Origin of the sequence: Limnohabitans sp. (genome assembly GCF_044361645.1) — a bacterium.
Classification (GTDB): domain Bacteria; phylum Pseudomonadota; class Gammaproteobacteria; order Burkholderiales; family Burkholderiaceae_C; genus Limnohabitans_A.
Genome location: NZ_JBIKIL010000038.1, coordinates 1 through 21,744 on the forward strand (window position 1 = coordinate 1; position 21,744 = coordinate 21,744).

The 21,744-nt window shown below is 58.8% G+C and carries 23 protein-coding genes; 4 read left to right on the forward strand and 19 right to left on the reverse strand.

Translation table 11 applies throughout. The features are described 5' to 3' along the window. Positions 1-159 precede the first annotated feature (159 nt). Positions 160-402 (forward strand): DUF2783 domain-containing protein, encoded by a 243-nt coding sequence (locus ACIQ39_RS07795; RefSeq protein ID WP_396434048.1) that lies wholly within the window; start codon positions 160-162, stop codon positions 400-402. Between the two features lie 74 nt (positions 403-476). Then, on the forward strand, positions 477-1,013 hold the full coding sequence (locus ACIQ39_RS07800; RefSeq protein ID WP_396434049.1) for a VOC family protein: 537 nt from the start codon (positions 477-479) through the stop codon (positions 1,011-1,013). A gap of 196 nt (positions 1,014-1,209) precedes the next feature. On the opposite strand, the gene ACIQ39_RS07805 is transcribed toward ACIQ39_RS07800, so the two are convergent. The 9 genes from ACIQ39_RS07805 to ACIQ39_RS07845 all read right to left on the reverse strand — a co-directional run bounded on the left by ACIQ39_RS07805 (position 1,210) and on the right by ACIQ39_RS07845 (position 9,844). Further along, positions 1,210-2,490 (reverse strand): TRAP transporter large permease, encoded by a 1,281-nt coding sequence (locus ACIQ39_RS07805; RefSeq protein ID WP_396434050.1) that lies wholly within the window; start codon positions 2,488-2,490, stop codon positions 1,210-1,212. A gap of 10 nt (positions 2,491-2,500) precedes the next feature. Continuing rightward, entirely contained in the window at positions 2,501-2,983 is a 483-nt protein-coding gene (locus ACIQ39_RS07810) for a TRAP transporter small permease (RefSeq protein WP_396434051.1), read from the reverse strand. A 76-nt stretch (positions 2,984-3,059) separates the two neighbouring features. Next, positions 3,060-4,052, reverse strand: coding sequence for a TRAP transporter substrate-binding protein (locus ACIQ39_RS07815; protein WP_396434052.1), 993 nt, complete (start codon positions 4,050-4,052; stop codon positions 3,060-3,062). Continuing rightward, positions 4,049-5,005, reverse strand: coding sequence for an NAD(P)-dependent oxidoreductase (locus tag ACIQ39_RS07820; RefSeq protein ID WP_396434053.1), 957 nt, complete (start codon positions 5,003-5,005; stop codon positions 4,049-4,051). The genes ACIQ39_RS07815 and ACIQ39_RS07820 overlap by 4 nt, the downstream gene beginning before the upstream one ends. Beyond that, positions 5,002-6,006 carry an amidohydrolase family protein gene (locus tag ACIQ39_RS07825; protein ID WP_396434054.1) on the reverse strand — a complete coding sequence of 335 codons (1,005 nt, stop codon included), beginning with the start codon at positions 6,004-6,006 and terminating at the stop codon, positions 5,002-5,004. The genes ACIQ39_RS07820 and ACIQ39_RS07825 overlap by 4 nt, the downstream gene beginning before the upstream one ends. A gap of 519 nt (positions 6,007-6,525) precedes the next feature. Next, positions 6,526-7,110, reverse strand: coding sequence for a methionine biosynthesis protein MetW (gene metW, locus ACIQ39_RS07830; RefSeq protein ID WP_396434055.1), 585 nt, complete (start codon positions 7,108-7,110; stop codon positions 6,526-6,528). Beyond that, the gene (locus ACIQ39_RS07835; RefSeq protein WP_396434056.1) at positions 7,107-8,264 is read right to left on the reverse strand and encodes a homoserine O-acetyltransferase; all 1,158 of its coding nucleotides are present in this window, start codon (positions 8,262-8,264) and stop codon (positions 7,107-7,109) included. Before ACIQ39_RS07835 ends, metW begins: the two co-directional genes overlap by 4 nt. Positions 8,265-8,431: 167 nt before the next feature. Continuing rightward, positions 8,432-8,956 (reverse strand): GNAT family N-acetyltransferase, encoded by a 525-nt coding sequence (locus ACIQ39_RS07840; RefSeq protein WP_396434057.1) that lies wholly within the window; start codon positions 8,954-8,956, stop codon positions 8,432-8,434. Positions 8,957-9,277: 321 nt separating this feature from the next. After that, positions 9,278-9,844, reverse strand: coding sequence for a TMEM165/GDT1 family protein (locus tag ACIQ39_RS07845; protein WP_396434058.1), 567 nt, complete (start codon positions 9,842-9,844; stop codon positions 9,278-9,280). A 629-nt stretch (positions 9,845-10,473) separates the two neighbouring features. Between ACIQ39_RS07845 and ACIQ39_RS07850 the strand changes: the two genes are divergently transcribed. Continuing rightward, positions 10,474-11,130, forward strand: a complete 657-nt coding sequence (locus ACIQ39_RS07850; protein ID WP_396434059.1) for an RNA recognition motif domain-containing protein — start codon at positions 10,474-10,476, stop codon at positions 11,128-11,130. A gap of 82 nt (positions 11,131-11,212) precedes the next feature. Here ACIQ39_RS07850 and lptC read toward each other — a convergent pair whose 3' ends face one another. Genes lptC through ACIQ39_RS07865 form a run of 3 tightly spaced genes read right to left on the reverse strand, consistent with a single transcriptional unit; the run spans position 11,213 to position 13,384 of the window. Next, positions 11,213-11,824: an LPS export ABC transporter periplasmic protein LptC gene (lptC, locus tag ACIQ39_RS07855; RefSeq protein ID WP_396434060.1), complete on the reverse strand. Its 612-nt coding sequence runs from the start codon at positions 11,822-11,824 to the stop codon at positions 11,213-11,215. Beyond that, a complete protein-coding gene (locus tag ACIQ39_RS07860; RefSeq protein ID WP_396434061.1) occupies positions 11,821-12,396 on the reverse strand; it encodes a KdsC family phosphatase in 576 nt (191 codons plus the stop codon). The genes lptC and ACIQ39_RS07860 overlap by 4 nt, the downstream gene beginning before the upstream one ends. A gap of 1 nt (position 12,397) precedes the next feature. Further along, the gene (locus tag ACIQ39_RS07865) at positions 12,398-13,384 is read right to left on the reverse strand and encodes an SIS domain-containing protein (RefSeq protein WP_396434062.1); all 987 of its coding nucleotides are present in this window, start codon (positions 13,382-13,384) and stop codon (positions 12,398-12,400) included. A 376-nt stretch (positions 13,385-13,760) separates the two neighbouring features. On the opposite strand from ACIQ39_RS07865, the gene ACIQ39_RS07870 reads away from it, so the two are divergent. Continuing rightward, the gene (locus ACIQ39_RS07870) at positions 13,761-14,297 is read left to right on the forward strand and encodes a 2,4'-dihydroxyacetophenone dioxygenase family protein (RefSeq protein ID WP_396434063.1); all 537 of its coding nucleotides are present in this window, start codon (positions 13,761-13,763) and stop codon (positions 14,295-14,297) included. Between the two features lie 67 nt (positions 14,298-14,364). Here ACIQ39_RS07870 and ACIQ39_RS07875 read toward each other — a convergent pair whose 3' ends face one another. From ACIQ39_RS07875 to mnmE, 7 genes are all read right to left on the reverse strand, one after another. Further along, positions 14,365-15,321 carry a branched-chain amino acid ABC transporter permease gene (locus ACIQ39_RS07875; RefSeq protein WP_396434064.1) on the reverse strand — a complete coding sequence of 319 codons (957 nt, stop codon included), beginning with the start codon at positions 15,319-15,321 and terminating at the stop codon, positions 14,365-14,367. A 6-nt stretch (positions 15,322-15,327) separates the two neighbouring features. Then, positions 15,328-16,212, reverse strand: a complete 885-nt coding sequence (locus ACIQ39_RS07880; RefSeq protein ID WP_396434065.1) for a branched-chain amino acid ABC transporter permease — start codon at positions 16,210-16,212, stop codon at positions 15,328-15,330. Positions 16,213-16,246: 34 nt separating this feature from the next. Beyond that, positions 16,247-17,461 carry an ABC transporter substrate-binding protein gene (locus ACIQ39_RS07885; RefSeq protein WP_396434066.1) on the reverse strand — a complete coding sequence of 405 codons (1,215 nt, stop codon included), beginning with the start codon at positions 17,459-17,461 and terminating at the stop codon, positions 16,247-16,249. Positions 17,462-17,485: 24 nt separating this feature from the next. After that, complete coding sequence (locus ACIQ39_RS07890; RefSeq protein WP_396434067.1) at positions 17,486-18,196, reverse strand: ABC transporter ATP-binding protein; 711 nt, start codon at positions 18,194-18,196, stop codon at positions 17,486-17,488. Continuing rightward, positions 18,189-18,965: an ABC transporter ATP-binding protein gene (locus ACIQ39_RS07895; protein WP_396434068.1), complete on the reverse strand. Its 777-nt coding sequence runs from the start codon at positions 18,963-18,965 to the stop codon at positions 18,189-18,191. The genes ACIQ39_RS07890 and ACIQ39_RS07895 overlap by 8 nt, the downstream gene beginning before the upstream one ends. Positions 18,966-19,182: 217 nt before the next feature. Beyond that, positions 19,183-20,160 (reverse strand): fatty acid desaturase family protein, encoded by a 978-nt coding sequence (locus ACIQ39_RS07900; RefSeq protein ID WP_396434069.1) that lies wholly within the window; start codon positions 20,158-20,160, stop codon positions 19,183-19,185. 160 nt (positions 20,161-20,320) lie between these two features. Next, complete coding sequence (gene mnmE / locus ACIQ39_RS07905; RefSeq protein WP_396434070.1) at positions 20,321-21,733, reverse strand: tRNA uridine-5-carboxymethylaminomethyl(34) synthesis GTPase MnmE; 1,413 nt, start codon at positions 21,731-21,733, stop codon at positions 20,321-20,323. Between the last annotated feature and the right edge of the window lie 11 nt (positions 21,734-21,744).

The following is a 21,744-nucleotide window of genomic DNA, read 5'->3' on the forward strand; positions in this document are numbered from 1 at the left end:
AAGCGCTACGATGCCCAGCCTGGCACCACCTATTTGCTGCGCCCCGACCAGCATGTGCTGGCGCGCTGGCGCAACCTGGACAGCGCCCAACTGCAAGCGGCCATGGCCCGCGCCTTGGGGCAAGCGGGCGCGCACGCCTGAGCTGACGAGAAAGCCGATATGCCCACCGACACACCGACCACCCTGAACACCGCACCCAATTTTCATGAAGACGGACGCCGATTTTTTCGAGACTTCTCGCCTGGCGACGAATTTTATGAACAGCTGATCAACGCGCACAACGGCCTGAGCGACGAACAAAGCGAGGCACTCAACGCCCGCCTGATCTTGCTGCTGGCCAACCACATTGGCGACTTGCGCGTGCTGCGCGAAGCGCTGCACGCCGCCCGCCAAAGCGACTGAACTCGTTCACACCACCCACCACGCAGGAGCGGCCTCTGGCCGCGATCCACCGCCCATTGTCATTGGAGACCTTCATGAAAATCGACCGCATTCACCACGTCGCCTACCGCTGCAAAGACGCCAAAGCCACCGTCGAGTGGTACGTGAAAAACCTGAACATGGACTTTGTCTTGGCCATTGCCGAAGACCTGGTGCCCTCCACCAAGGCCCCCGACCCCTATATGCATGTGTTTCTGGACGCAGGCGGTGGCAACGTGCTGGCTTTTTTTGAGCTGCCCAACTCGCCCGAAATGGGCCGCGACCCCAACACCCCCGCTTGGGTGCAGCACATCGCCTTCAAGGTCGACAGCCTGCAAGCCCTGCAAGATGCCAAGGCCCGCCTGCAAGCCAACGGCGTTGACGTGCTGGGCCCGACCAACCACACCATCTTCCAGAGCATTTACTTCTTCGACCCCAACGGCCACCGTCTGGAACTGGCCGTGGACGTGGGCACCCCCGAGATGCACGCCAAGCTCGACGCGTGCAAGTGGGACATGCTCAACGAATGGGCGCAAACCAAACGCGCCCCCAAACACGCGGCTTGGATGCACGCGACGGCGATGGACAACTGAAAACGACTGAATGGCAGCGGCTTGATGGCAGCGGCTTCAGGGCAAGGGCTGAGCCTGCGGCTGAACTGACCTGCTGAGGTTTGAATGTCTGCCAGCGGCGCTGCCAAAGACCGACAGCACGCGACTGCCTGCCGTGTTCACCGTTTTTTTGGCAAAACCGCTCCGATGCACCTCCACGCCTGCAGCGCCTAGAGCGTCAACCCATGACCCAGCGGGGCAGCCACAGGGAAATAGCAGGCACAAAGGTGATCAGTGCCAAGGTCAGCAAAAGGGGAACATAGTAAGGCACCATTTCACGCAACACATCCTGCATCCTGACTTTGGCAATGTCTGCAACCAAGAAAAGCGCCAGTCCCATTGGGGGCGTGACCAAACCGATCATCAAGTTAAAGACCACCACCAGTCCAAGGTGCACCGGGTCAACGCCCGCAGCGACCAAAGGCTTGGCCAAAATAGGGGCGATGACGAGTATGGCCGTGGTGCTGTCCAGGAACATACCGACCAGCAAAAGCAGTAAGTTGGCCAGCAGCAAAAGCATCATCGGTTCGGTCGAGATCGACAGCATCCAGCGGGCCATGGATTGAGGCACTTGCTCGACCGACAAAACCCATCCGAAGATGGCCGCGACAGCCACAATCAGCAAGATAGCGGTAGATGCGCGAAGGGTCTCGAGCGCTGCATCCATCAGTCGAAGCCAGGTGAGCTCGCGGTAAAAAAGTGCACTGATCAACAATGCGTAGGCCACGGTCACTGCTGCGATCTCAGTGGGCGTGAACCAACCCAACAACATGCCACCGATCAAGATCACCGGGGCCATCAAGGCAGGTAAGGCCGGTAGAAAATCGGCCCAAAGGCGTGCCAAGCTAGGCCAGGCGGCTGCACGGGGGTAACCTCGTCGCAGCGACAGCCAGGCGGTCATGGCCATCAGCATCACCACACACAACAGTCCGGGCACGATTCCAGCCAGAAGCAACTGTATGACCGACACGCCCGTGATGGTGCCGTAGAGGATCAGCGGAATACTGGGTGGAAAAATAGGACCGACCACCGCGGAGGCCGAGGTGATTGCGCCCGCAAATCCAGACTTGAATCCCTTGGATCGCATCGCATCGATTTCGATGCGTCCGATGCCGCCGATATCGGCCAGGGCAGAGCCGGACATGCCTGCAAACACAAGGCTGCCAAAGATGTTGACTTGGGCCAGACCTCCTGGCAGACGCCCGACTGCGGTATTGGCGAAGCGGTAGATGACCTTGGATATTCCGGCACCGTTCATCAGGCTGCCAACAAAGATGAACACAGGCACAGCGACCAAAGGAAAGGAGTCCAGCGCATAAAGGCTGCGCTGAGCCATCATCTGCAAGGGTAAATCGTTGAGCAGCAGATAGATGACGCTCGGGATTCCAATGGCGAGCACCACAGGGAAGCCCAAAACAAAGAGGACCAGGAATGCCAAAATAACGATATAACCGCTCATGATGCCTTCCTCAGGCCAGTGTCGTGAGTTTTTCACTGGCGCGACCTCGGCGCACTGTCTCCACCAGCAAAAGCAAGTGCTCCAGTGTCAACATCGCCATACCCAAGGTCAAGGGCCCCATGAATAGCCAGTAAGGCATTTCTAGCGTAGCGGTTTGGTTGTCCAGGTTCTTCGCGATGGAGTCGATCGATGCAACGGCCATCAAGGCAAAAAGAACCACGGCACAAAGCTCGATCAGCACCTGCAGCACAAAACGAATCCGATCGGGCAACAGCACCTGAATCTCCTCCATGCGGATTTGCCCCCCACCCTGCGTGACGAATGCTGCACCCAACATGGTCAAGGTGATCAGGAAATAACGCGCCATTTCCTCTGCACCTGACATCGGGACGTTGAAGATGCCGCGCATCACGATCTGAAGCGCTGGCACGCCTATCAGTGCGGCCAGCATGGCCAAGCAGGCAAACAAGCGAATTCGGCGCAGAAGGTTCATGGGGTATGAGGCCAGGTTATGAGGGGCCGAGGACATCCATGCGGCGTCCTCGGCTCCGAATCAAAGAGTCAGGGTGTCACTTGACAGACTGGATTTGCTGTATCAGCGGGCCCCACTCCGGGAAATCCTTCACCACTTGGTCGTTGACTGCTTTGCGAAACGCGGCCAAATCAAGCCCTTCCTTTTCGCTGACAAACGTCATGCCTTTGGCCTCCAAGTCCTTGCGGTAGCGCTCGAAGGTCTCGTTATCCCACTGAAGCGTCTTTTGGCCAACCTCAAACATGGTGTCTTCCATGATTTTGCGATCACCCGCAGGAATCCGCTGCCATCCCCGTTCGTTGACGAAGACCGACAGCACAGACTGCATGTGACCCGTGAGCATCACAAACTTTTGCACCTCATAAAGTTTGAGATTGAAAATGTTGGGCAGTGGGTTTTCCTGTCCCAAGACCAAGCCCGTTGCCAGTGCGGTGGCCAATTCTGAAACTTCAACGGGGGTAGCCACGGCACCCATCCCAGTGAGCATGGACGACCACAATTTGACAGGCACGCCGCGGTATTTTTTACCCTTCATATCGGCGGGCGACAACACTTTTTCTTTCGATGTGAGGTGTCGCGTGCCTTGAAAGAAGCTGCCAACGATGCGCATACCGCCCTTGTCCACCAGCTGCTGGTTGATGACCTTCAGGGCTTCGGAGTTACGGGAATCGGTGGCGCGCAGGGCATGGGCCGCATCTCGGTAGATGAAGGGTGCGTTAAAGACGGCCGTGTTGGGCAAAATTTTGCCCAGCGAGGCAAAGTCATGATGACCCATGGCAATAGACCCGGACTTGATGCCATCGACCATCTCACCCACACCCCCGAGCTGGGAATTTGCAAAGACCTGTATCTCCACTCGGCCTTGAGTGCGCTCCTTGACCAAGCGAGCGACTTCGTCTGCATAGAGGGTCTGCGGGGCGTTGGCTACGCCCACGTGGGCATAGCGCAACTTTATTTGAGCTTGCGCCGTACCGGCCAGCATCATTGCGGCAGCGGCACCGATCAGAGTCCAGTTCTTGAGCATCTTCATGGGGTATCTCCTTTTATTGGTTTGACGTCAGTCAGGTCGGGGGGGGCGAAACGGTCATGCCCGGGCTCGTAGAGCCTGAGCAGGGCCGATGTATCGAGCTCGGCGTGACCGAGGCGCGTGAGCATGCGATAGAGGGTCTGGGCCTGAGAGGCCATGGGCGTGGGCACTTGCAGCGACTTCGCATAGGCGAGCACCATGTCAAGGTCTTTGAGCAGCTGCCGCGCGTAGCCGAGCGGCGCGAAGTCTCGAGCGCGCATGCGGGGGTAGATCTGCTGCAACAAAACACCGTCTGCGTGACCACCGGCCAGGGCACTGGGAACAAGGTCAGCTTCGATGCCAGCAGCTTCGGCCAGCACCACCAATTCGGTCACAGCCGCATGCAAGCAGCCCACCATCAGCTGGTTGAGCATTTTGGCCACCAGCCCACTGCCTGGCGGTCCCAAGACGGTAAAGCGCGCAGCCACATCGCGCATCAAGGCCTGGATGCGTGGCAAATCATCAGCTCGCGCGCCCGCCATCACTGTCAAAGTACCTGTGCCTGCAGCCGATGGCCCACCCGAGACAGGTGCATCGACCCAGCCGCAACCGGTTTGGGCCAGCAACTTGGCCGAGAAGGCCTGCCCAGACTCCACCGAGATGGTTGAAAAGTCGACGATGCATTGAGGCTGGCGCATGGTTTTGATCAGTCCGTGCGTCCCAAAGACCACGGCCTCAACAGCTTCAGTGGTGGGCAGATTGAGGACCACAAGCGCACAACCATGCACAGCTTCGGTCGGCGTTGAGTGCACCTGCACACCCGCTGCGCTGGCCAAGTCCATTTGCTCGCTGCGCACGTCGTAACCATGGACATCCCAGCCAAGACTGACCAGGTGCCGGCTCATCGGCAAGCCCATCAAACCCAGCCCAATGTAGGCGATTCGGGATTTTGGCGGTGTCGAGACTTGCGGATTCACCCGATCCCCTGATGTGTAAGGGCCGACAGGTTCAGCAGTTTGGCCTGTTGACCGTCGGTCACGCCATGGGGCAGGTCCAGGGGCAAGCCCATGTCATAGGTCACGATGGCATTGCGGCGAAACAACGCATCTTTTTCATCGCTACTGAAGTCGGCCACGATGGCTTCAAAGCCTCGAAAGATGTCGTTAAAACCAGCACACAGACCATCGACCGGGAAGTTGCTTGCAAACATGCATCTGGCTACGCCAAAGAGTTCGATCAAGCCCAGCACAATCTCGCGATTGGCCTGCGGTGTCCAATCTTTCCCGGGCATGCCGATACCAGAGATTTTGACGCTGACGTTCGGACACTGGGCCAGCACCGACATGGCTGAATACCAAGCCTTCAGGGCCTCGCAGCTGCGGTCAGAGGGCAGGCCTGCGTGGTTGACAATCATGCGCGTGTCCGCAAAGGTCTGCGCCAAATCAGCGGCCTCCTGCATGTGCCACCAAGGCGTTTGCAAGTCGAACCTCAGGCCCAGGGGTGCCAACTGGGCGAAACCGGCGCGCCAATGGGCGTCGGCCATACCCCCTGGGCCCATGCCACCGGGGGCAGGATGAGAACGTGGTTTGTGACGGATGCTTCGGACAAAGGGAAAGCTGGCCTGCCAAGCCAGCAGATGCGCTGCGTCGGGTGAGTCCAGTTGCGTGTGCGCCACCGCAACAGTGGGCAGGCCTGAGCTTGAGCGCAGTTCGCTCACATAAGCCATCTCCCCCCTTGGGTCAGTCGGATCCCATTCAGTCTCCACATAGACGGTGCCCTGCACTTCAAAGTCGGCAGCATCAGCCAGGTAGTCGCTTTCCAGATAATTGCGCCTCAAGGCGCTGTAGTCACCATAACGGAAAGCAATGGGCTGATCGTCGCAAAGCCATGGGTGGTGGTTGCGCTGCAGATCCCAAAAATGATGGTGGGCGTCAACGATAGGACGCCGACCACACGGTGGGGGTGATGAGTCGGTCATGAAGGGTGGGATCATCAATGCTCTGAGGCGTTCGACAAAAACTCAAACCGTGATTGGTAATGTGTAATTACGGATAAGGATAGTTGTTTATGAAATTAAGCTCATCATGGTTTACCCGCCCTGGTCTGCAACTCCAAACCACGCAAAGCCGCCACAAGCGGGCACGGTCAACTGCTTGATGGGCCTGCCCTGCGCTTTGCCATGGGCTTGGCCACCTCCAGAGTACGGGCCAACCGTTCTTACAGGCCTTGCACGCCCAGCGCTTTAGCCAATCGCCTCAGCTGCACCGCATCACACGACCACCGGTCGACCTGTTCATGGCCAAAAACAAGCTCTGGGCGGGTGTCACACCCAGCGGGTGGCGACAGCCAGCAAAAAGCGCAGCGCGCGCAGTCAGCAGACATAAGCGCTCAGCATGGCCCAACAGCATGATGGATTTGCAGCAACAGCACGGCCATCCACCAAGGGCTTAAGACAAGTCGGCACGCGGGTGCCCGGCGTGGCCGAGGGGCGGGCAAGTCAGCGGCGCTGCAATTTGTAGACCGCCGTGCCCGCCATCAAGTTGGGCCAAGTGCGCACTTCTTGCCCGTGCTGCAGCCCCAAAGCGTCCACCACTTGCAACTGGTTTTTGCGCGCCAGGTCGCCAAAGTCGGCAAAAGTGCCCACGCGGATGTTGGGCGTGTCGTACCACTGGTAAGGCAGGCGTTTGGTCACCGGCATGCGGCCACGCAAAACGCTCAGGCGGTTGAACCAGTGCGCAAAGTTGGGAAACGCCACAATGCCCACACGGCCCACGCGCACCGTCTCTTGCAACATGGTCTCGGCGTTGCGCAGGTGTTGCAAGGTGTCGATTTGCAGCACCACATCAAACGACTGGTCAGCAAACAGGCTCAGGCCCTCATCCAAGTTCAGCTGCAACACGTTCACGCCGCGCTGCACACAGGCGTGCACATTGGTGTCATCCAGCTCCACGCCATAGCCGGTGCAGGCCTTGTGTTGTTGCAGGTGGGCCAGCAAAGCCCCATCGCCGCAACCGAGGTCGAGCACGCGGGCACCCTGGGGCACCCAGCGGGCAATGGCTTGCAAGATCAACGGATCGCTCATGCCCCACCGCCTTCTGTCAGGGCCTTGGCCATGTTGGCAAAGTAAGAGCGCACCACGTTCAGGTAGCGCGCATCGTCGAGCAAGAAGGCGTCGTGGCCATGCGGCGCGTCGATCTCGGCATAGCTCACGTCGCGGCGGTTGTCCAGCAAGGCCTTGACCATCTCGCGGCTGCGCGCGGGCGAAAAGCGCCAGTCGGTGCTGAAGCTGATCAGCAAAAATTGGCAACGCGCGCGCGCCAAGGCCTTAGACAAATCTCCGCCAAAGGCTCGCGCCGGGTCAAAGTAATCGAGTGCCCGGGTGATCAGCAAATAGGTGTTGGCGTCAAAGTACGCGCTGAATTTATCGCCCTGGTAGCGCAGGTAACTTTCAATTTGAAACTCCACCTCTTGCGTGGAGTATTTGTAGCCCGTGGCGTTGTGCGTGACCGCCTCGCGCAGCTCTCGGCCAAACTTTTCGTTCATCACGTCGTCGCTCAAGTAGGTGATGTGGCCGATCATGCGGGCAATCCTCAGGCCACGCTTGGGCAACACGCCGTGCGCGTAAAAGTGGCCGTCGTGAAAGTCCGGGTCGGTCACGATGGCGCGGCGGGCCACCTCGTTGAAGGCGATGTTTTCTGCGTTCAGGTTGGGCGCACTGGCCACCACCACCGCGTGCTTGACGCGCTCGGGGTATTGCAGTGTCCAAGACAGCGCCTGCATGCCGCCCAAGCTGCCGCCCATCACGGCGGCCAGTTGGGTGATGCCCAGTGCATCGAGCAAGCGGGCCTGCGCGTTGACCCAGTCTTCCACGGTGACCACCGGAAAGTCGGCGCCGTACACGCGGCCGGTGTCGGGGTTCACATGCATGGGGCCGGTCGAGCCAAAGCAAGAGCCCAGGTTGTTCACGCCGATCACAAAGAAATGGTCGGTGTTGAGCGGTTTGCCGGGGCCGATCATGTTGTCCCACCAGCCCACGTTTTTGGGCTGGTCGGCGTACACCCCCGCCACATGGTGCGAGGCATTGAGCGCGTGGCAGACCAGCACGGCATTGGACTTGTCGGCATTGAGCTGGCCATAAGTCTCGTAGGACAAGGCGTAGTCGCGGATCGACGCACCGCTTTGCAAGGGCAAGGCGGCTTCAAAACGCATCGACAAAGGTGTGGCAAACAAAGTCATCGCAAAAATCAAAAAACCCGGTAAAGCCAAAGAGGCCAAACCGGGTCAAGGGGTTCTCTCTTTAGCGGTGGTTCGGAACCCGTGGGTTCACGCGCCCGCAAGCAGGAGCAAATCGGCGCCAAATCAGTATAAACCGACTTCATCTTCACTCCTCGAAGTTCCAAACATCAAGACCACCGAGGTGGGTTCGGATGCAGCCTGGCCATAGCCAAGACGTCGCTGTAAACCCCTTGGCGCAAGGCATAAGCGCGGTGCCGTCCCTCGTACTCAAAGCCAAAGCGCTCGTACAGCGCAATCGCTCTCGTGTTGTCGGTATACACAGTCAACTCAATGCGCAGCACATGCGCCCACTGGTCGGCGTAATCGATCAACGCTTGCATCAAGGCGCTGCCCACACCCTGACCTTGGGCCTTTGCCGCAACCCAGATCCCCAGTCCCATCGCATGATGGCGTCGCACATGCGAGCCGTTCGCATGAAGGCCTGCACTGCCAACGACCTGGCCTTGCCGTTCTGCGATCAACTGCACACTGTGGTCTGTAGGTATTTGCGTCAGGCGATGGCTCCAACTTGCTTCGCTGGGAAAGGGCATTTGCAGCAAATTGCCAAAGACCTCTGGCTCGGCTACCAGCTGGGTGATGGCGGCAGCATCCTGCGGACGAACACGGCGGATTTGGATGTCGTTTTGAATCATGGCTTGCTTGTCCTTGGGTTGAAGTGATTGCACAAACAAAAAAGGCCTGCTGGGTAAGCGGGCCTTGGGTGGGTTGGCAAGTGGGTCACTGCCTGGGTGTCACCGGTTCCGCTTTCGTGAGCGCTGCAGGGGCAGCATTTGCGTGCATGTCCAAACCAGCAGGGTGAGTGCTGAGCGAAGGGTGAATGCAAAACAGGTAGACGCGAAAGTATTATTCATGAGCCCGGCTTTGCGCGTCAAGCTCTGGATGCACATGCAAGGGGCGAGCAACCGAAGGCCGGGCAAGCGCCAGCAAGTCCCGCATCCGGGTCAATGGACCGCTCAGCTGCCCCAGCCCGTCAAGGCGATCACCCCCAGCACCGCAAAAATACCGGCCGAGACCTGGTGCACCAGACGCAGGGGCACGCGCCGGGTGATGGCCTCGCCCAGCCACACCACCGGGGCGTTGGCCAGCATCATGCCCAGCGTGGTGCCCGCCACCACGGCGAACCAGGCTTTGTATTGCGCGGCCAGCATGACGGTGGCGATCTGGGTTTTGTCGCCCATTTCGGCCAAAAAGAAGGCCACAGTGGTGGTCAAGAACACCCCCATGCGCGGGGCATTGTTGGCTTTGTCGTCGTCCAGTTTATCGGGCACCAACACCCACACCGCCATGGCGATGAAGGATGCGCCCAGCACCCAGCGCAACACGTTCGGACCCATGACGGTGGTGAGCCAGCTGCCCACGGCGCTTGCCAAACCGTGGTTGGCCAAGGTGGCCACCAAAATGCCCAGCACGATGGGCCAGGGTTTTCGGAAACGGGCGGCCAGCACCAGTGACAAAAGCTGTGTTTTGTCACCCATTTCGGCCAAGGCCACGATGCCGGTAGAGACGAGGAAAGCTTCCATTGGGGGCGCAGGGCCAAGTGATGGCGAATGGGTGGGGTGAGCCCCGATCTTACGTGAGGGGTGGCGGGTGAAAGCGCGGTGCAAGCATCCGTTAGGACTCGTTTTTTTCACCGTGCTGGCGAGGTGCTTGGCGCGGGGTCAATGGGCAGAAATTGAACGCCAGGCTCCGTATTGGGCCGTGTTTGACACTGCCCGCCGCTCAAGCCTGGCAGCGCAAGCCATGGGCTGCATCAAGGCTGAGCGGGAGATTGGTGCTTTTTCACCAGGCGGTGCGGGGATTCATGGTGTTTTAAAAAATCACCTTGGGTTTGAAACGCAGCCCCAAACCACAATATGACCGGGCGAATGGGCATGTTCAGCAAATCAATGCCAACCCGGACCGCGAGTCGAGTTGGTAAAACCCCACACGCTTGACGCAAGCCCCCATTTTCAGGGGGGTTCGGGGTATTTCCCCCTTGCAATTTTTCCTTTTTTAATCTTCATAATTATTTTCCTTTGCTGTCACCATCAGCAAAGTCATGCTGGCTTTGCCCCGATTGCTTGCGCTTTCTGTTCGATGTTCACAGGTCTGTCGAATCAGCTTGCGCAGGGTCAACGCTTTTATCTCTGTGTTTTGAGGAGTCCCTTTCATGGGCAATAAACTTTACGTCGGCAACCTGCCTTATTCGGTTCGTGACAACGATTTAGAACAAGCTTTCGGTGAATTTGGGGCTGTGACCAGTGCCAAAGTCATGATGGAGCGCGACACGGGCCGCTCCAAAGGCTTTGGCTTTGTGGAAATGGGCAGCGATGCAGAGGCCCAAGCGGCCATCAACGGCATGAATGGCAAGCCTTTGGGCGGTCGCAATGCCGTGGTGAACGAAGCGCGCCCCATGGAGGCACGCCCCCCCCGCTCCGGTGGTGGTGGCTTTGGTGGCGGTCGCCGTGATGGCGGCGGCGGCGCTGGGTATGGCGGCGGCGGCGGTGGGTATGGCGGCGGCGGCGGTGGGTATGGTGGCGGCGGCCGTGAAGGCGGCGGTGGCCGTGAGGGCGGCGGCGGTAACCGTGAGGCTGGCGGTGGTTACGCTGGCGGGGGCCGCGAGGGCGGCGGCTACGGTGGCGGTGGCGCTTACGGCGGCGGCCGTGAAGGTGGCCGTGAGGGCGGCCGTGAAGGTGGCCGTGAGGGCGGCCGTGAGGGCGGCCGAGGTGAGGGTGGCGGTTTTCGCAGCCCCTATGGTGCCGGTCCGCGCGGCGGAAGTCGCCGTGGAGAAGGTGGCAACGGTGGCGGCAACAGCGGCGACTACTGAGCTGCGCGGGGCTTGATGCCCCTGCTTGCCAAGCAACAAAGCCCTGCAGTGCAGGGCTTTGTTGCTTGTTGTGCGGGTTTTTTTAGGGCTGCCGTTTGACGGGTGCCAAAATCGATTTCACCTGCCCTTGCAATTCGTATTGACCGCTGCGCGTGTCAAAGTCCATGCTCAGCGCGGTGAACACATCAGCGTCCCGCTTGATCTTCACGGGCAGTGAAGACACCAAGCGTTCTTCGTCCAACAAAGCGGTCAAGGCTTGGCCTTGCAAGCTTGTGCGCGGCCCCAAGGCGTCTGCAGCGCGCACTGCTTGGACATCGCCCGTGAGGGTGACCGTTTGCTCGGCGTCTAAAGACACGCCTTGTTGGGCTTGTACGCTCAAGCGGGTGCCAGAATCGTTTTCAAAAAAAATCCGTACGCTTTCAATATGCAAGGCTTTCGTTGCAGGAAAATGCACCGCGCTTTGGCCGCCGATCTCGCGCGTCAAGCGGCCCGAGGCATCAAAGGATTTCATGGTGAATTGCGTTAACTTGTAATCCGGGTCTTGGCGCAATTGCGCGTCGTTTTGAGGTGACATCAAGTCTGGCAAGCTGCGCTCCAACCACCAGCTGCCCAAAGCCAACAAAGCCAGCAGCAGCACCGGCAGGTAAATCGACAAGCTGTCCAAACCGCGGCGCAGCGTTGTGAGCATATTCATGCCGATGCGCCCGTGCGTGGTTCACCCACTTGGCCCAGCAGTGCGGCGTAATGGCCACCCGCCACCAACAGCACATCGCAAAAGGCCCGCGCAGCACCCTCACCGCCGCGCTCGGCGGTGGTCAGGTGGGCCACTGCTTTGGCTTGGGCGTGGGCGTTGGCTGGTGCGCAGGCAAAGGCCGCGCGTTGCATGACGGGCAAATCAGGCCAGTCATCGCCCATCGCGGCGGCTTGGTGCCAGCTCAAATTCAGTTGGCTCAAAAAGGCCTCGGCCGCCGGGCGCTTGTCTTCGGTGCCAAAGCGCGCATGAACGATGCCCAGCGCCGACAGCCGAAGTCGCAGGGGGGCCGAGTCACGCCCCGTGATCACCACGGGCGTGATGTCGGCTTGCTGCAGCAGCTTGAGCCCTTGGCCATCCAGGGTGTTGAAGCGTTTGAGGGTCTCGCCCGATTCGGAAAAATAAAGCCCGCCATCGGTCAGCACACCGTCGATGTCAAAAAAAGCCACGCGTATGCCTTGGGCTTGCAACAACAACTCAGGCGGGTAATGCAGCGCAGGTGTCAAAGTTTGCATGTCATATCACCTTGGCGCGCATCAAGTCGTTGGTGTTGAGGGCGCCGCACAAGACACCCGAGGCATCCACCACCAAGATGCTGGTGATGCGGTGCAGCTCCATGATCTGAGCAGCCTCAACCGCCAAGGCGTCTTGCCGAATGGTGCGGGGGTGTGGGTGCATCACATCCCTGGCTTTCAAGGCCCGCAGATCACCGCCCTTTTCAATCAACCGCCGCAAATCACCATCGGTGAATACGCCCAACACCAGTCCTTGTGCATCGGTGACCGCGGTGGCCCCCAAGCCCTTGTTGCTCATTTCGCGCATCAGCACGGTGAACTCGGCATCGGGGCCGACCTGCGGCACGTCTTTGCCTTGGCGCATCACATCGCTCAAATGGGTGAGCAGTTTTCGGCCCAAAGCACCACCGGGGTGAGAACGGGCAAAGTCTTCGGGCTTGAATCCCCGGGCGTCCAGCAGGGCGACAGCCAAGGCATCGCCCATGGCCAGTTGCGCGGTGGTGCTGGCAGTGGGTGCCAGATTCAAGGGGCAGGCCTCTTTTTCGACCGAGCAATCGAGCACCACATGGGCATGGCGTGCCAATGTAGAGTCCAGACCGCCGGTCAATGCGATCAAGGGCACACCTTGGCGCTTGAGTACCGGCAAGATGGCCAGCAATTCGACGCTTTCGCCACTGTTGGAGATGGCCAGCACCACGTCAACGGCTTTGATCATGCCCAAGTCGCCGTGGCTGGCCTCGCCGGGGTGCACAAACATGGCTGGCGTGCCCGTTGAGGCCAGTGTGGCGGCAATCTTGCGGCCAATGTGCCCGCTTTTGCCCATGCCCATGACCACCACGCGGCCTTGCACGGCCAGCATGTGATCGACGGCATTGACAAAGCGTTCGTCCAAGCGCTCTTTGAGGCCAAGCAAGGCTGCGGCCTCAATGTCCATGGTCTCGCGAGCCAAGTGAAGGGTGTGTTGCGGGTGGGCGATCATGGCTTTCATTTTATCGACACCCGGCCGCTGCGCTTGGGCGCTTGCAGCCGGGTGCCTGTTGGGTTTGACCTGCACATGCCCTTTGAGCAAGTGCTGTAAACCAGCCCAGCCAGGCTGCCTGGTCAGCCTGCCTGGTCAGCCTTTCTGGTGCCGCGGACCGGCTCAGGCCCCAACACTGGCCCATGCCTACAGATTCTCGACTTCACGCCACCGCCGCGCAGTTGGTGCGCAGTTGGTGCGCAATGGGTGCGCGAATCGCGGGTTGAGCGTTGCTTTTTTATGCGCCGCCAGATGGGCATGGCTTGGCGACCTGTCGCCCCCGGCGCTGGCTTTCGACGCAGTCCGTTTTATGCTGGTCTTTTATCAACTTTTTTGTCATTGCCTCATGACTTCAAACCACACCCCTGCAGCGGCGACAGACGATCGCGTGCCCTACGCCAAACCTCAACCTTGGGGCATGGCTTGCGACATGGTGGTGCCCAACGTGCAGACCGAAGATGAACGCTTGTGGGCCCCCATGTCCCCGGGTATTTGGTCGCGCCCACTGCACCTGAATGTGACGGGTGGCTTTTACGTGCACCTGCTCAAAGTCAAGCGATCGGGCCTGCTGCAGCGCCACCGCCACTCGGGCCAGGTGCATGCGCATGTGCTGCGCGGCAAATGGCTGTATCTGGAACACGATTGGGTGGCCGAAGAAGGCAGTTATGTGTTCGAGCCCCCGGGCGAAACCCATACTTTGGTGGTGCCCGACGATTGCCAAGACATGGTGACGATGTTCACCGTGCATGGCGCATTGATGTACGTGGACACGCAAGGCAACGCCACCGGCTACGACGATGTGTTCACCCGCATCGAGAAATACCGCAGCCATTTCGAGGCCGTGGGGCTGGGTGCGGATTACGTGAAGACTTTCATGCGCTGAAAGTCTGAATCAAGCACAAAAAAACCGCCCTGCAAGGCGGTTTTTTTATTTTGTGCGGCGCTCAGGCTCAAAGCGGCTTTTTGATCCAATTGGCGATTTCGCCAATGATGCCGCGACGGAAGGCCAGCACACAGATCACAAAGATCACGCCTTGCATGATGGTGACCCATGCACCAAATTGGGCGAAATAGTTTTGCATGCTCACGATGACCGCCGCGCCAGCCACAGGGCCAAACAAGGTGCCCATGCCGCCCACCAGCGTCATCAAGACCACCTCACCGGACATGGACCAGTGCACATCGGTCAACGAAGCGAGTTGGAACACCAAGGACTTGGTGGCACCCGCCGTGCCCGCGATGGCACCCGAAATCACAAACGCCATCAGTTTGAATTTGTCTGTGTCGTAGCCCAAAGAAGTGGCACGGTCTTGGTTTTCACGGATGGCTTTGAGGATCTGGCCAAAGGGCGAATGGATGACGCGCCAAATGAACAAAAAGCCTGCAATGAAAATGGCAAACACAAACATGTACATGCTCATGTTGTCGGACAGGTCAAACAGGCCAAACAAGTGGCCGCGAGGCACGCCTTGAATGCCGTCTTCGCCGCCCGTGAACGGCGCTTGCAAAGCAAAAAAGAAAATCATCTGGGCCAATGCCAGGGTGATCATGGCAAAGTAAATGCCTTGTCGGCGGATGGCCAGCGAACCCACCACATAGGCCAACACCATAGAGCACAGGGTGGCAAACAGAACCGCCAACTCAGGGGTCAAGCCCCACACCTTGGCGGCATGCGCCGATGCATAGCCCGCAGTGCCCAAAAACATGGCATGGCCGAACGACAACAAACCGCCAAAGCCCAGCAACAAGTTAAAGGCGCAGGCAAACAAGGCGAAGCACATCACCTTCATCAAAAAGATGGGGTAAAGCCAAATGGGCGCGATGGCAAAAACCAGCACCATGATGGCAAAGGCGATCCAATGCGTTTTGGACGACGAGGACGCAGAGGCAATTGCAGAGTTCGACATGGCGATTTACTTCTGGGTACCGAACAGGCCGGCGGGCTTGATGAGCAGAACGATGGTCATGATCACAAAGATCACGGTGGCCGAAGCCTCGGGGTAGAAGACTTTGGTCAGGCCCTCAACCAGCCCCAGTCCAAAGCCCGTCAAGATGGCACCCATGATGGAGCCCATACCCCCAATCACCACCACCGCAAAGACCACAATGATCAAGTCAGCGCCCATGGTGGGGTTGACTTGGTAAATGGGCGCAGCCATGACACCGGCCAAAGCCGCCAAACCGACGCCGAAACCATAGGTCAAGGTGATCATGCGCGGCACGTTGATGCCAAAGGACTGGACCAGGCTGGGGTTTTCCGTGGCGGCTCTCAAGTAAGCCCCCAATTTGGTGCGCTCGATCACATACCAAGTGGCCAAGCAAACCACCAAGGAAGCCACGATGACCCAAGCCCTGTACTTGGGCAAGAACATAAAGCCCAGGTTAAAGCCACCTTGGAAAACTTCGGGCACCGGGTAAGGCATGCCAGAAGAGCCAAACTGATGCCGGAACAAGCCCTGAATGATCAGCGCCAATCCGAAGGTGAGCAGCAGACCATAGAGGTGGTCAAGTTTGTACAGTTGTTTGAGCATGGTGCGCTCAATCAACATGCCCGTTGCGCCCACCACCAAAGGCGTCACGATCAAGGCCACCCAGTAGTTCATGCCCAGCATGTTCATGCCGAGGTAGGCCACAAAGGCGCCCAGCATGTACTGGGCGCCGTGGGTGAAGTTGATGATGTTGAGCAGGCCGAAAATCACCGCCAGTCCCAGCGAGAGCAGCGCATAAAACGAACCGTTGATCAATCCGATCAGCAATTGCCCGAACAGGGCTCCTGAGGGAACGCCAAAAATTTCCATGACGGTGACTTTTCATTAACTCAAAACAAGGGGGTCACTTTTTGACCAAGGGGCATTCGCTCTCGGACAGTGGGCGGAAAGCCTCATTGGCCGGTATCGTGGCCACCAGTTTGTAGTAGTCGTAAGGACCTTTGGACTCGGCTGGCTTTTTCACCTGGAACAAGTAGGCGGGATGAATTTTGCGGCCATCTTCGCGGACACTGCCCTTGCCAAACAAAACGTCATCGGTGGGCAGCTCTTTCATTTTGGCGGCCACTTTGGTGCCGTCATCGGTCTTGGCAGCGTCCACGGCCTTCAGGTAGTGAATCACACTGGAGTACACACCGGCTTGCACCATAGAGGGGTGCTTGCCGCTGTTGGCGGCAGCAAAGCGCTTGGTCCACGCACGGGTCTGGTCGTTCAGATCCCAGTAGAAGGTCTCGGTCAGCATGAGGCCCTGGGCGATGTTCAAACCCAAGGAGTGGATGTCTGGCAAAAATACCAACATGCCGGCCAGGTTTTGACCACCTTTGACAATGCCAAATTCGGCGGCTTGTTTGATCGAGTTGGTGGTGTCACCACCGGCATTGGCCAAACCAATGATCTTGGCTTTGGAGGCTTGGGCTTGCAACAAGAAGGAGGAGAAGTCTTGCGTTGGGAAAGGCGTGCGCACTTTGCCCAAGACTTTGCCGCCGTTTTTCAGCACCACGGCCTCGGTGTCACGCTCCAGCGCGTGACCAAAGGCGTAGTCAGCGGTCAAGAAGAACCAAGTGTCACCACCGCTTTTGACAATCGCCTTGCCAGTACCGTTGGCCAACATCCAGGTGTCATAAGCCCAGTGGATGGTGTTGGCATTGCATTCCTTGCCAGACAGGTCGGACGTTGCCGAACCGGAGTTGACGTGCAGTTTTCCTTTGTCACTGGCAATTTTGGCAACAGCCAAGCCCACAGACGATGTGGGCACGTCGGCGATCATGTCCACCTTGTCGGTGTCGAACCACTGGCGCGCGACGTTGGAGCCCACGTCGGGTTTGTTTTGGTGGTCAGCGCCCACCACTTCGACTTTCAGCTTGGAGCCTGTGGCCTTGACGTAGTCTTCGACAGCCATGCGAGCAGCCAGCAAAGAGCCCGGTCCGGTGATGTCCGAGTACAGGCCGGACATGTCGTTCATCACGCCGATTTTGACGATGCCGTCAGAAATTTGCGCTTGGGCAGCGCCGCCAAAAGCACAGGCCGCTGCAGCGGCAATCGAGAGAAGTTTGCGTTTCATGGTTTTGTCTCCGGGTTAAAAAAATCAGACGCCGAGGTATTCGCTGAGCATGCCCATCTTGTTGGGTAACTCTTGCGAAGTAAAGCCTTGCACAATTTGACCGTGCTCCATCACATAAAAGCGGTCGGCCAAGGGCGCGGCAAAGCGGAAGTTTTGCTCCACCATGATGATGGTGTAGCCTTTGGCCTTGAGCGCTTTGATCATCCGGGCCAGCGCCTGAACAATCACCGGCGCCAAGCCCTCAGAAATTTCATCGAGCAACAAAAAGCGCGCCCCTGTGCGCAAAATGCGGCCCACCGCCAACATTTGTTGCTCACCACCCGACAGGCGTGTGCCAGGGCTGCTGCGGCGCTCGAGCAAGTTGGGGAACATCTCGTAGATTTCGTCCAAGCCCATGCCACCGCTGGCGATCACGGGCGGCAGAAGCAGGTTTTCTTCGCAGGTGAGCGAAGCGAAAATGCCACGTTCTTCTGGGCAATAACCGATGCCCAGCTTGGCAATTTGGTGCGGGGCCAAATTGACCGACTCGGTGCCATTGATGGTGATGGTGCCTGTGCGTCTGCCCACCAGGCCCAAAATGGATTTGAGCGTGGTGGTGCGTCCAGCGCCGTTGCGGCCAAGCAAGGTCACCACCTCGCCTTCGTTCACCATCAGCTCAACCCCATGCAAAATGTGCGACTCGCCATACCAGGCGTGCAGATTGCTGATGCGCAAAAACTCTTTGGGCTCAGCCATGGGCGCCCTCCAGCTGGTTGTCGGCGGTGCCCATGTAGGCTTCGAGCACCTGGGGATCTTGAGAAACCACGGCGTAAGGCCCTTCTGCAATGACTTGGCCACGTTGCAACACGCTGATGGTGTCGGCAATTTTGGCCACCACATTCATGTTGTGCTCCACCATCAAGATGGTTCGGTTGGCGCTGACTTTTTTGATCAATTGGGTGACCCGGTCCACATCCTCGTGGCCCATGCCTTGGGTGGGCTCATCGAGCAACATGAGTTCGGGCTCCATGGCCAGTGTGGTGGCAATCTCCAACGCACGCTTGCGACCATAAGGCAACTCGACTGCCATTAAATCGGCCATGTCTTGCAAATCAACTTCGGCCAGCAGCTGCATGGCCCGGTCGTTCAAACTGTCCAAGATACGCTCGGAGCGCCAAAACTGCATTGAAAACCCAGCGCTGCGCTGCAAAGCGATGCGCACGTTTTCAACCACGCTCAGATTGGGAAAAGTGGCAGAGATTTGAAACGAACGCACGATGCCACGACGGGCAATTTGGGCAGGCTTTTCACCGGTGATGTCGTGCCCATTGAACAAGATCTGGCCGCGCGTAGGAATCAAAAATTTGGTCAGCAAGTTGAAGACCGTTGTTTTACCCGCACCATTGGGGCCAATGAGCGCATGGATTTGGCCGCGCTTGACTTGCAAATTAACACCATTGACGGCGACAAATCCTTTGAACTCTTTGATGAGGTCACGGGTTTGCAAAATGAATTCTTGGCTCATGTGGGTGTCTCGGATTCTTTCATCGACAAGCTAACAAAAGGCAATTCAAACAATCGATGGATTCTGCAGGTCGTTTGTCAGTTTCATGTCATGGTTATCCCGAAGTTTGTCTCGCAAGTGTCCCTCCCGCGAATGCTTGATCCCGTGCTTGTGAAGCAAAAAGAATGCACCCACACGGTCAGAACTTGGCGCGCCCACGCGGCACACCCAAACGCCTTCAAATCAATGCTGGCCCTTGGGGTCTCGGAGGGTCGCTGGGGCGATGCGGGTCGCCGGGTGATTGGGCCGTGGCTTTGCGCAGCACCTGCGCGTAACCAGATGCCAACTCCATGCGTGGGGCCATGCCTTGGTTGATCAGCATGCGGTGTGCGGCTGGCAACTTCCAGCAAGGGGTGAAGACAAACAGGTGGTGCTCCAGGTGGTAGTTCACCCAATAAGGTGCCAGCAGCGCACGCATGGCCCAATTGGCCCTTGTGGTGCGGGTGTTGCGCAGACGGTCGTTGTTGTCGCCGACCACCGCATGCTCGGCGATGTTGCGGATGCGGCTGATGACTTGGTACCAAGTCAACAGAGGCAGCAGCCACAACACAAAGAAAGCCCACCAAACGCCAGCTGCCGCCATGACGGCGAGGAGGGCCAGGTTGGTCAGGGCAAAGTATTTTTCTGCAGCCCACAAATTTTTCCAGCGCTGCCAGCGGCCTGCGTCTTGACCCATTTCCATGCGGAAAAACGCCATGCGCCGCTGGTAACCGGTGATGCCCAAAATATCGCGCCGCATCTTGCGCCAAAAGCTTTGCCTTGAGATCGGAAAAGGGGCCGACAAGCCCAGGTCAGGGTCTTGGGCTTGCTGGGTATGGCGGTGATGGCTCAGGTGGTAGGGGCGGTACAGCGACAAACTGGCACCCACCGGCCAGCCACACAAGAAAGCACCCAAGCTGTCGTTGAGGCGGGTGTTTTTGAACAAGGCACGGTGCGCTGCGTCGTGCATCAAAATCGCCAGACCCAGCTGCCGACCACCAATCACGAGCACGGCCACAATGAAGCTCAAAGGGTTGGGCCAAGCCACAAAAAACGCCATGGCCAAGGCGATCACGCCCCAAGCGTGAAGCACCAGATAAGCGCCCATCCAGTCTGAACGTTCGCGCAAAAAAGCGTCTTGCTCGGGAGTGAGTGTGGGTGGATGATCGGTGGTCATGGCTGGCGTGCACTGCTCAAATGCGCATCTTGAGCGGGATCAGCAGACGAAATGGTCACTCAAGTGACCCACCCAGCGTGGCTCAATCGCCTGACTTGATCAGGGATCATCAGTCCACCTTTCACCAACCAGCGAACAGGTGTGTCCGGCTGTGGGCCATTCATTTGCCGATGCAAAAACTCGAAAAAATCACGCCCAACAAATCGTCGGCACTGAACGCGCCGGTGATCTCGTTCAGGGCGTTTTGGCCAAGGCGCAGCTCTTCGGCCAGCAGGTCGAGGTTTTGCGCTTGGGCGGCCAGATGCGCGCTGGCCATCGCCAGGTGCTCGCGCACGCGGTGCAGGGCCTGCACATGGCGCTCACGGGCAATGAACAGACCCTCGCTGGTTTGCTGCCAACCGGCCTGGTGCAGCAGCTGTTGGCGCAGGGCCTGCAAACCCTCACCGGTGCGGGCTGAAAGCGTCAAGCCTGTGCGATCTTGCACAGCAGCTGCGGCATCGGCTTTGTTCCAAACGTCGAGCACCGCCACGCTGACGGGCAGACGGCGTGTCAAGGCCTTGGCAATGTCGGCATCGGCTTGGTCGTAGGCGGCTTGGCCGGTGCGCGTGAGGTCGTGCAAAAACAACACGGCATCGGCGTTCTCAATCTGGCCCCAAGCGCGGGCAATGCCGATTTGCTCGACCTCGTCCACGCCTTCGCCTTCGCGCAGCCCGGCGGTGTCGATCACATGCAGCGGCACGCCTTCTATTTGGATGGTTTGCTGCACCACATCGCGTGTGGTGCCGGCTATGGGCGTGACGATGGCCAACTCGGCCCCGGCCAGCGCATTGAGCAGCGAACTCTTGCCCGCATTGGGCTGGCCCGCGATCACCACCTTGATGCCCTCGCGCAGCAAAGCGCCTTGTTTGGCTTTGCCCAGCACCGTCAGCAAGGCCGCTTGCAAACGCGTGAGCTGTCCCTGTGCATCGGCCTTTTTTAAAAAGTCGATTTCTTCCTCGGGAAAGTCCAGCGTGGCCTCGACCAGCATGCGCAGGTGGATGAGTGCGTCGCGCAGCTCATGGATTTGTTTAGAGAAATCCCCCGCCAAAGAGCGGCTGGCGCTGCGTGCGGCGGCTTCGGTGCTGGCGTCGATCAGGTCGGCAATCGCCTCGGCTTGGGTCAGGTCGATCTTGTCGTTCAAAAAGGCCCGCTCAGAAAACTCTCCCGGTTGCGCCACGCGCAAACCGGCCAAACGCGGCTGGCCTGTGGCCGGGTCCACTTCGGCCGCCGCTTGCAAGCAGCGCGCCACCAGCAGCTGCAAAACGACCGGCCCGCCGTGCGCTTGCAATTCCAACACGTCTTCGCCGGTGAACGAGTGCGGCGCCACAAAGTGCAGCGCCAAGCCGTGGTCAATCGGGCTGCCGTCGGCATCGGCAAAAGGCAAGTAGGTGGCTTCACGCGGCTTGAGCGGGCGCGGACACAGCGCAGCGATCAGCGGCGACAGATCGCGGCCCGATACCCGCACGATGCCCACTGCGCCGCGACCAGGTGCGGTGGCGATGGCAACAATGGCTTGTTGGTGTCTGGCGAGCATGGGCTGGGGGC

What these genes read in the sequence shown, in the direction of transcription:
- ACIQ39_RS07880 (WP_396434065.1), bottom strand. Translation starts at nt 16,212, where the DNA reads ATGGAAATTTTTGGCGTTCCCTCAGGAGCCCTGTTCGGGCAATTGCTG.
- ACIQ39_RS07840 (WP_396434057.1), bottom strand. Translation starts at nt 8,956, where the DNA reads ATGATTCAAAACGACATCCAAATCCGCCGTGTTCGTCCGCAGGATGCT.
- ACIQ39_RS07805 (WP_396434050.1), bottom strand. Translation starts at nt 2,490, where the DNA reads ATGAGCGGTTATATCGTTATTTTGGCATTCCTGGTCCTCTTTGTTTTG.
- ACIQ39_RS07885 (WP_396434066.1), bottom strand. Translation starts at nt 17,461, where the DNA reads ATGAAACGCAAACTTCTCTCGATTGCCGCTGCAGCGGCCTGTGCTTTT.
- ACIQ39_RS07800 (WP_396434049.1), top strand. Translation starts at nt 477, where the DNA reads ATGAAAATCGACCGCATTCACCACGTCGCCTACCGCTGCAAAGACGCC.
- metW (WP_396434055.1), bottom strand. Translation starts at nt 7,110, where the DNA reads ATGAGCGATCCGTTGATCTTGCAAGCCATTGCCCGCTGGGTGCCCCAG.
- ACIQ39_RS07895 (WP_396434068.1), bottom strand. Translation starts at nt 18,965, where the DNA reads ATGAGCCAAGAATTCATTTTGCAAACCCGTGACCTCATCAAAGAGTTC.
- lptC (WP_396434060.1), bottom strand. Translation starts at nt 11,824, where the DNA reads ATGAATATGCTCACAACGCTGCGCCGCGGTTTGGACAGCTTGTCGATT.
- ACIQ39_RS07900 (WP_396434069.1), bottom strand. Translation starts at nt 20,160, where the DNA reads ATGACCACCGATCATCCACCCACACTCACTCCCGAGCAAGACGCTTTT.
- ACIQ39_RS07835 (WP_396434056.1), bottom strand. Translation starts at nt 8,264, where the DNA reads ATGACTTTGTTTGCCACACCTTTGTCGATGCGTTTTGAAGCCGCCTTG.
- ACIQ39_RS07875 (WP_396434064.1), bottom strand. Translation starts at nt 15,321, where the DNA reads ATGTCGAACTCTGCAATTGCCTCTGCGTCCTCGTCGTCCAAAACGCAT.
- ACIQ39_RS07860 (WP_396434061.1), bottom strand. Translation starts at nt 12,396, where the DNA reads ATGCAAACTTTGACACCTGCGCTGCATTACCCGCCTGAGTTGTTGTTG.
- ACIQ39_RS07870 (WP_396434063.1), top strand. Translation starts at nt 13,761, where the DNA reads ATGACTTCAAACCACACCCCTGCAGCGGCGACAGACGATCGCGTGCCC.
- ACIQ39_RS07795 (WP_396434048.1), top strand. Translation starts at nt 160, where the DNA reads ATGCCCACCGACACACCGACCACCCTGAACACCGCACCCAATTTTCAT.
- ACIQ39_RS07865 (WP_396434062.1), bottom strand. Translation starts at nt 13,384, where the DNA reads ATGAAAGCCATGATCGCCCACCCGCAACACACCCTTCACTTGGCTCGC.
- mnmE (WP_396434070.1), bottom strand. Translation starts at nt 21,733, where the DNA reads ATGCTCGCCAGACACCAACAAGCCATTGTTGCCATCGCCACCGCACCT.
- ACIQ39_RS07815 (WP_396434052.1), bottom strand. Translation starts at nt 4,052, where the DNA reads ATGAAGATGCTCAAGAACTGGACTCTGATCGGTGCCGCTGCCGCAATG.
- ACIQ39_RS07850 (WP_396434059.1), top strand. Translation starts at nt 10,474, where the DNA reads ATGGGCAATAAACTTTACGTCGGCAACCTGCCTTATTCGGTTCGTGAC.
- ACIQ39_RS07810 (WP_396434051.1), bottom strand. Translation starts at nt 2,983, where the DNA reads ATGAACCTTCTGCGCCGAATTCGCTTGTTTGCCTGCTTGGCCATGCTG.
- ACIQ39_RS07890 (WP_396434067.1), bottom strand. Translation starts at nt 18,196, where the DNA reads ATGGCTGAGCCCAAAGAGTTTTTGCGCATCAGCAATCTGCACGCCTGG.
- ACIQ39_RS07845 (WP_396434058.1), bottom strand. Translation starts at nt 9,844, where the DNA reads ATGGAAGCTTTCCTCGTCTCTACCGGCATCGTGGCCTTGGCCGAAATG.
- ACIQ39_RS07825 (WP_396434054.1), bottom strand. Translation starts at nt 6,006, where the DNA reads ATGACCGACTCATCACCCCCACCGTGTGGTCGGCGTCCTATCGTTGAC.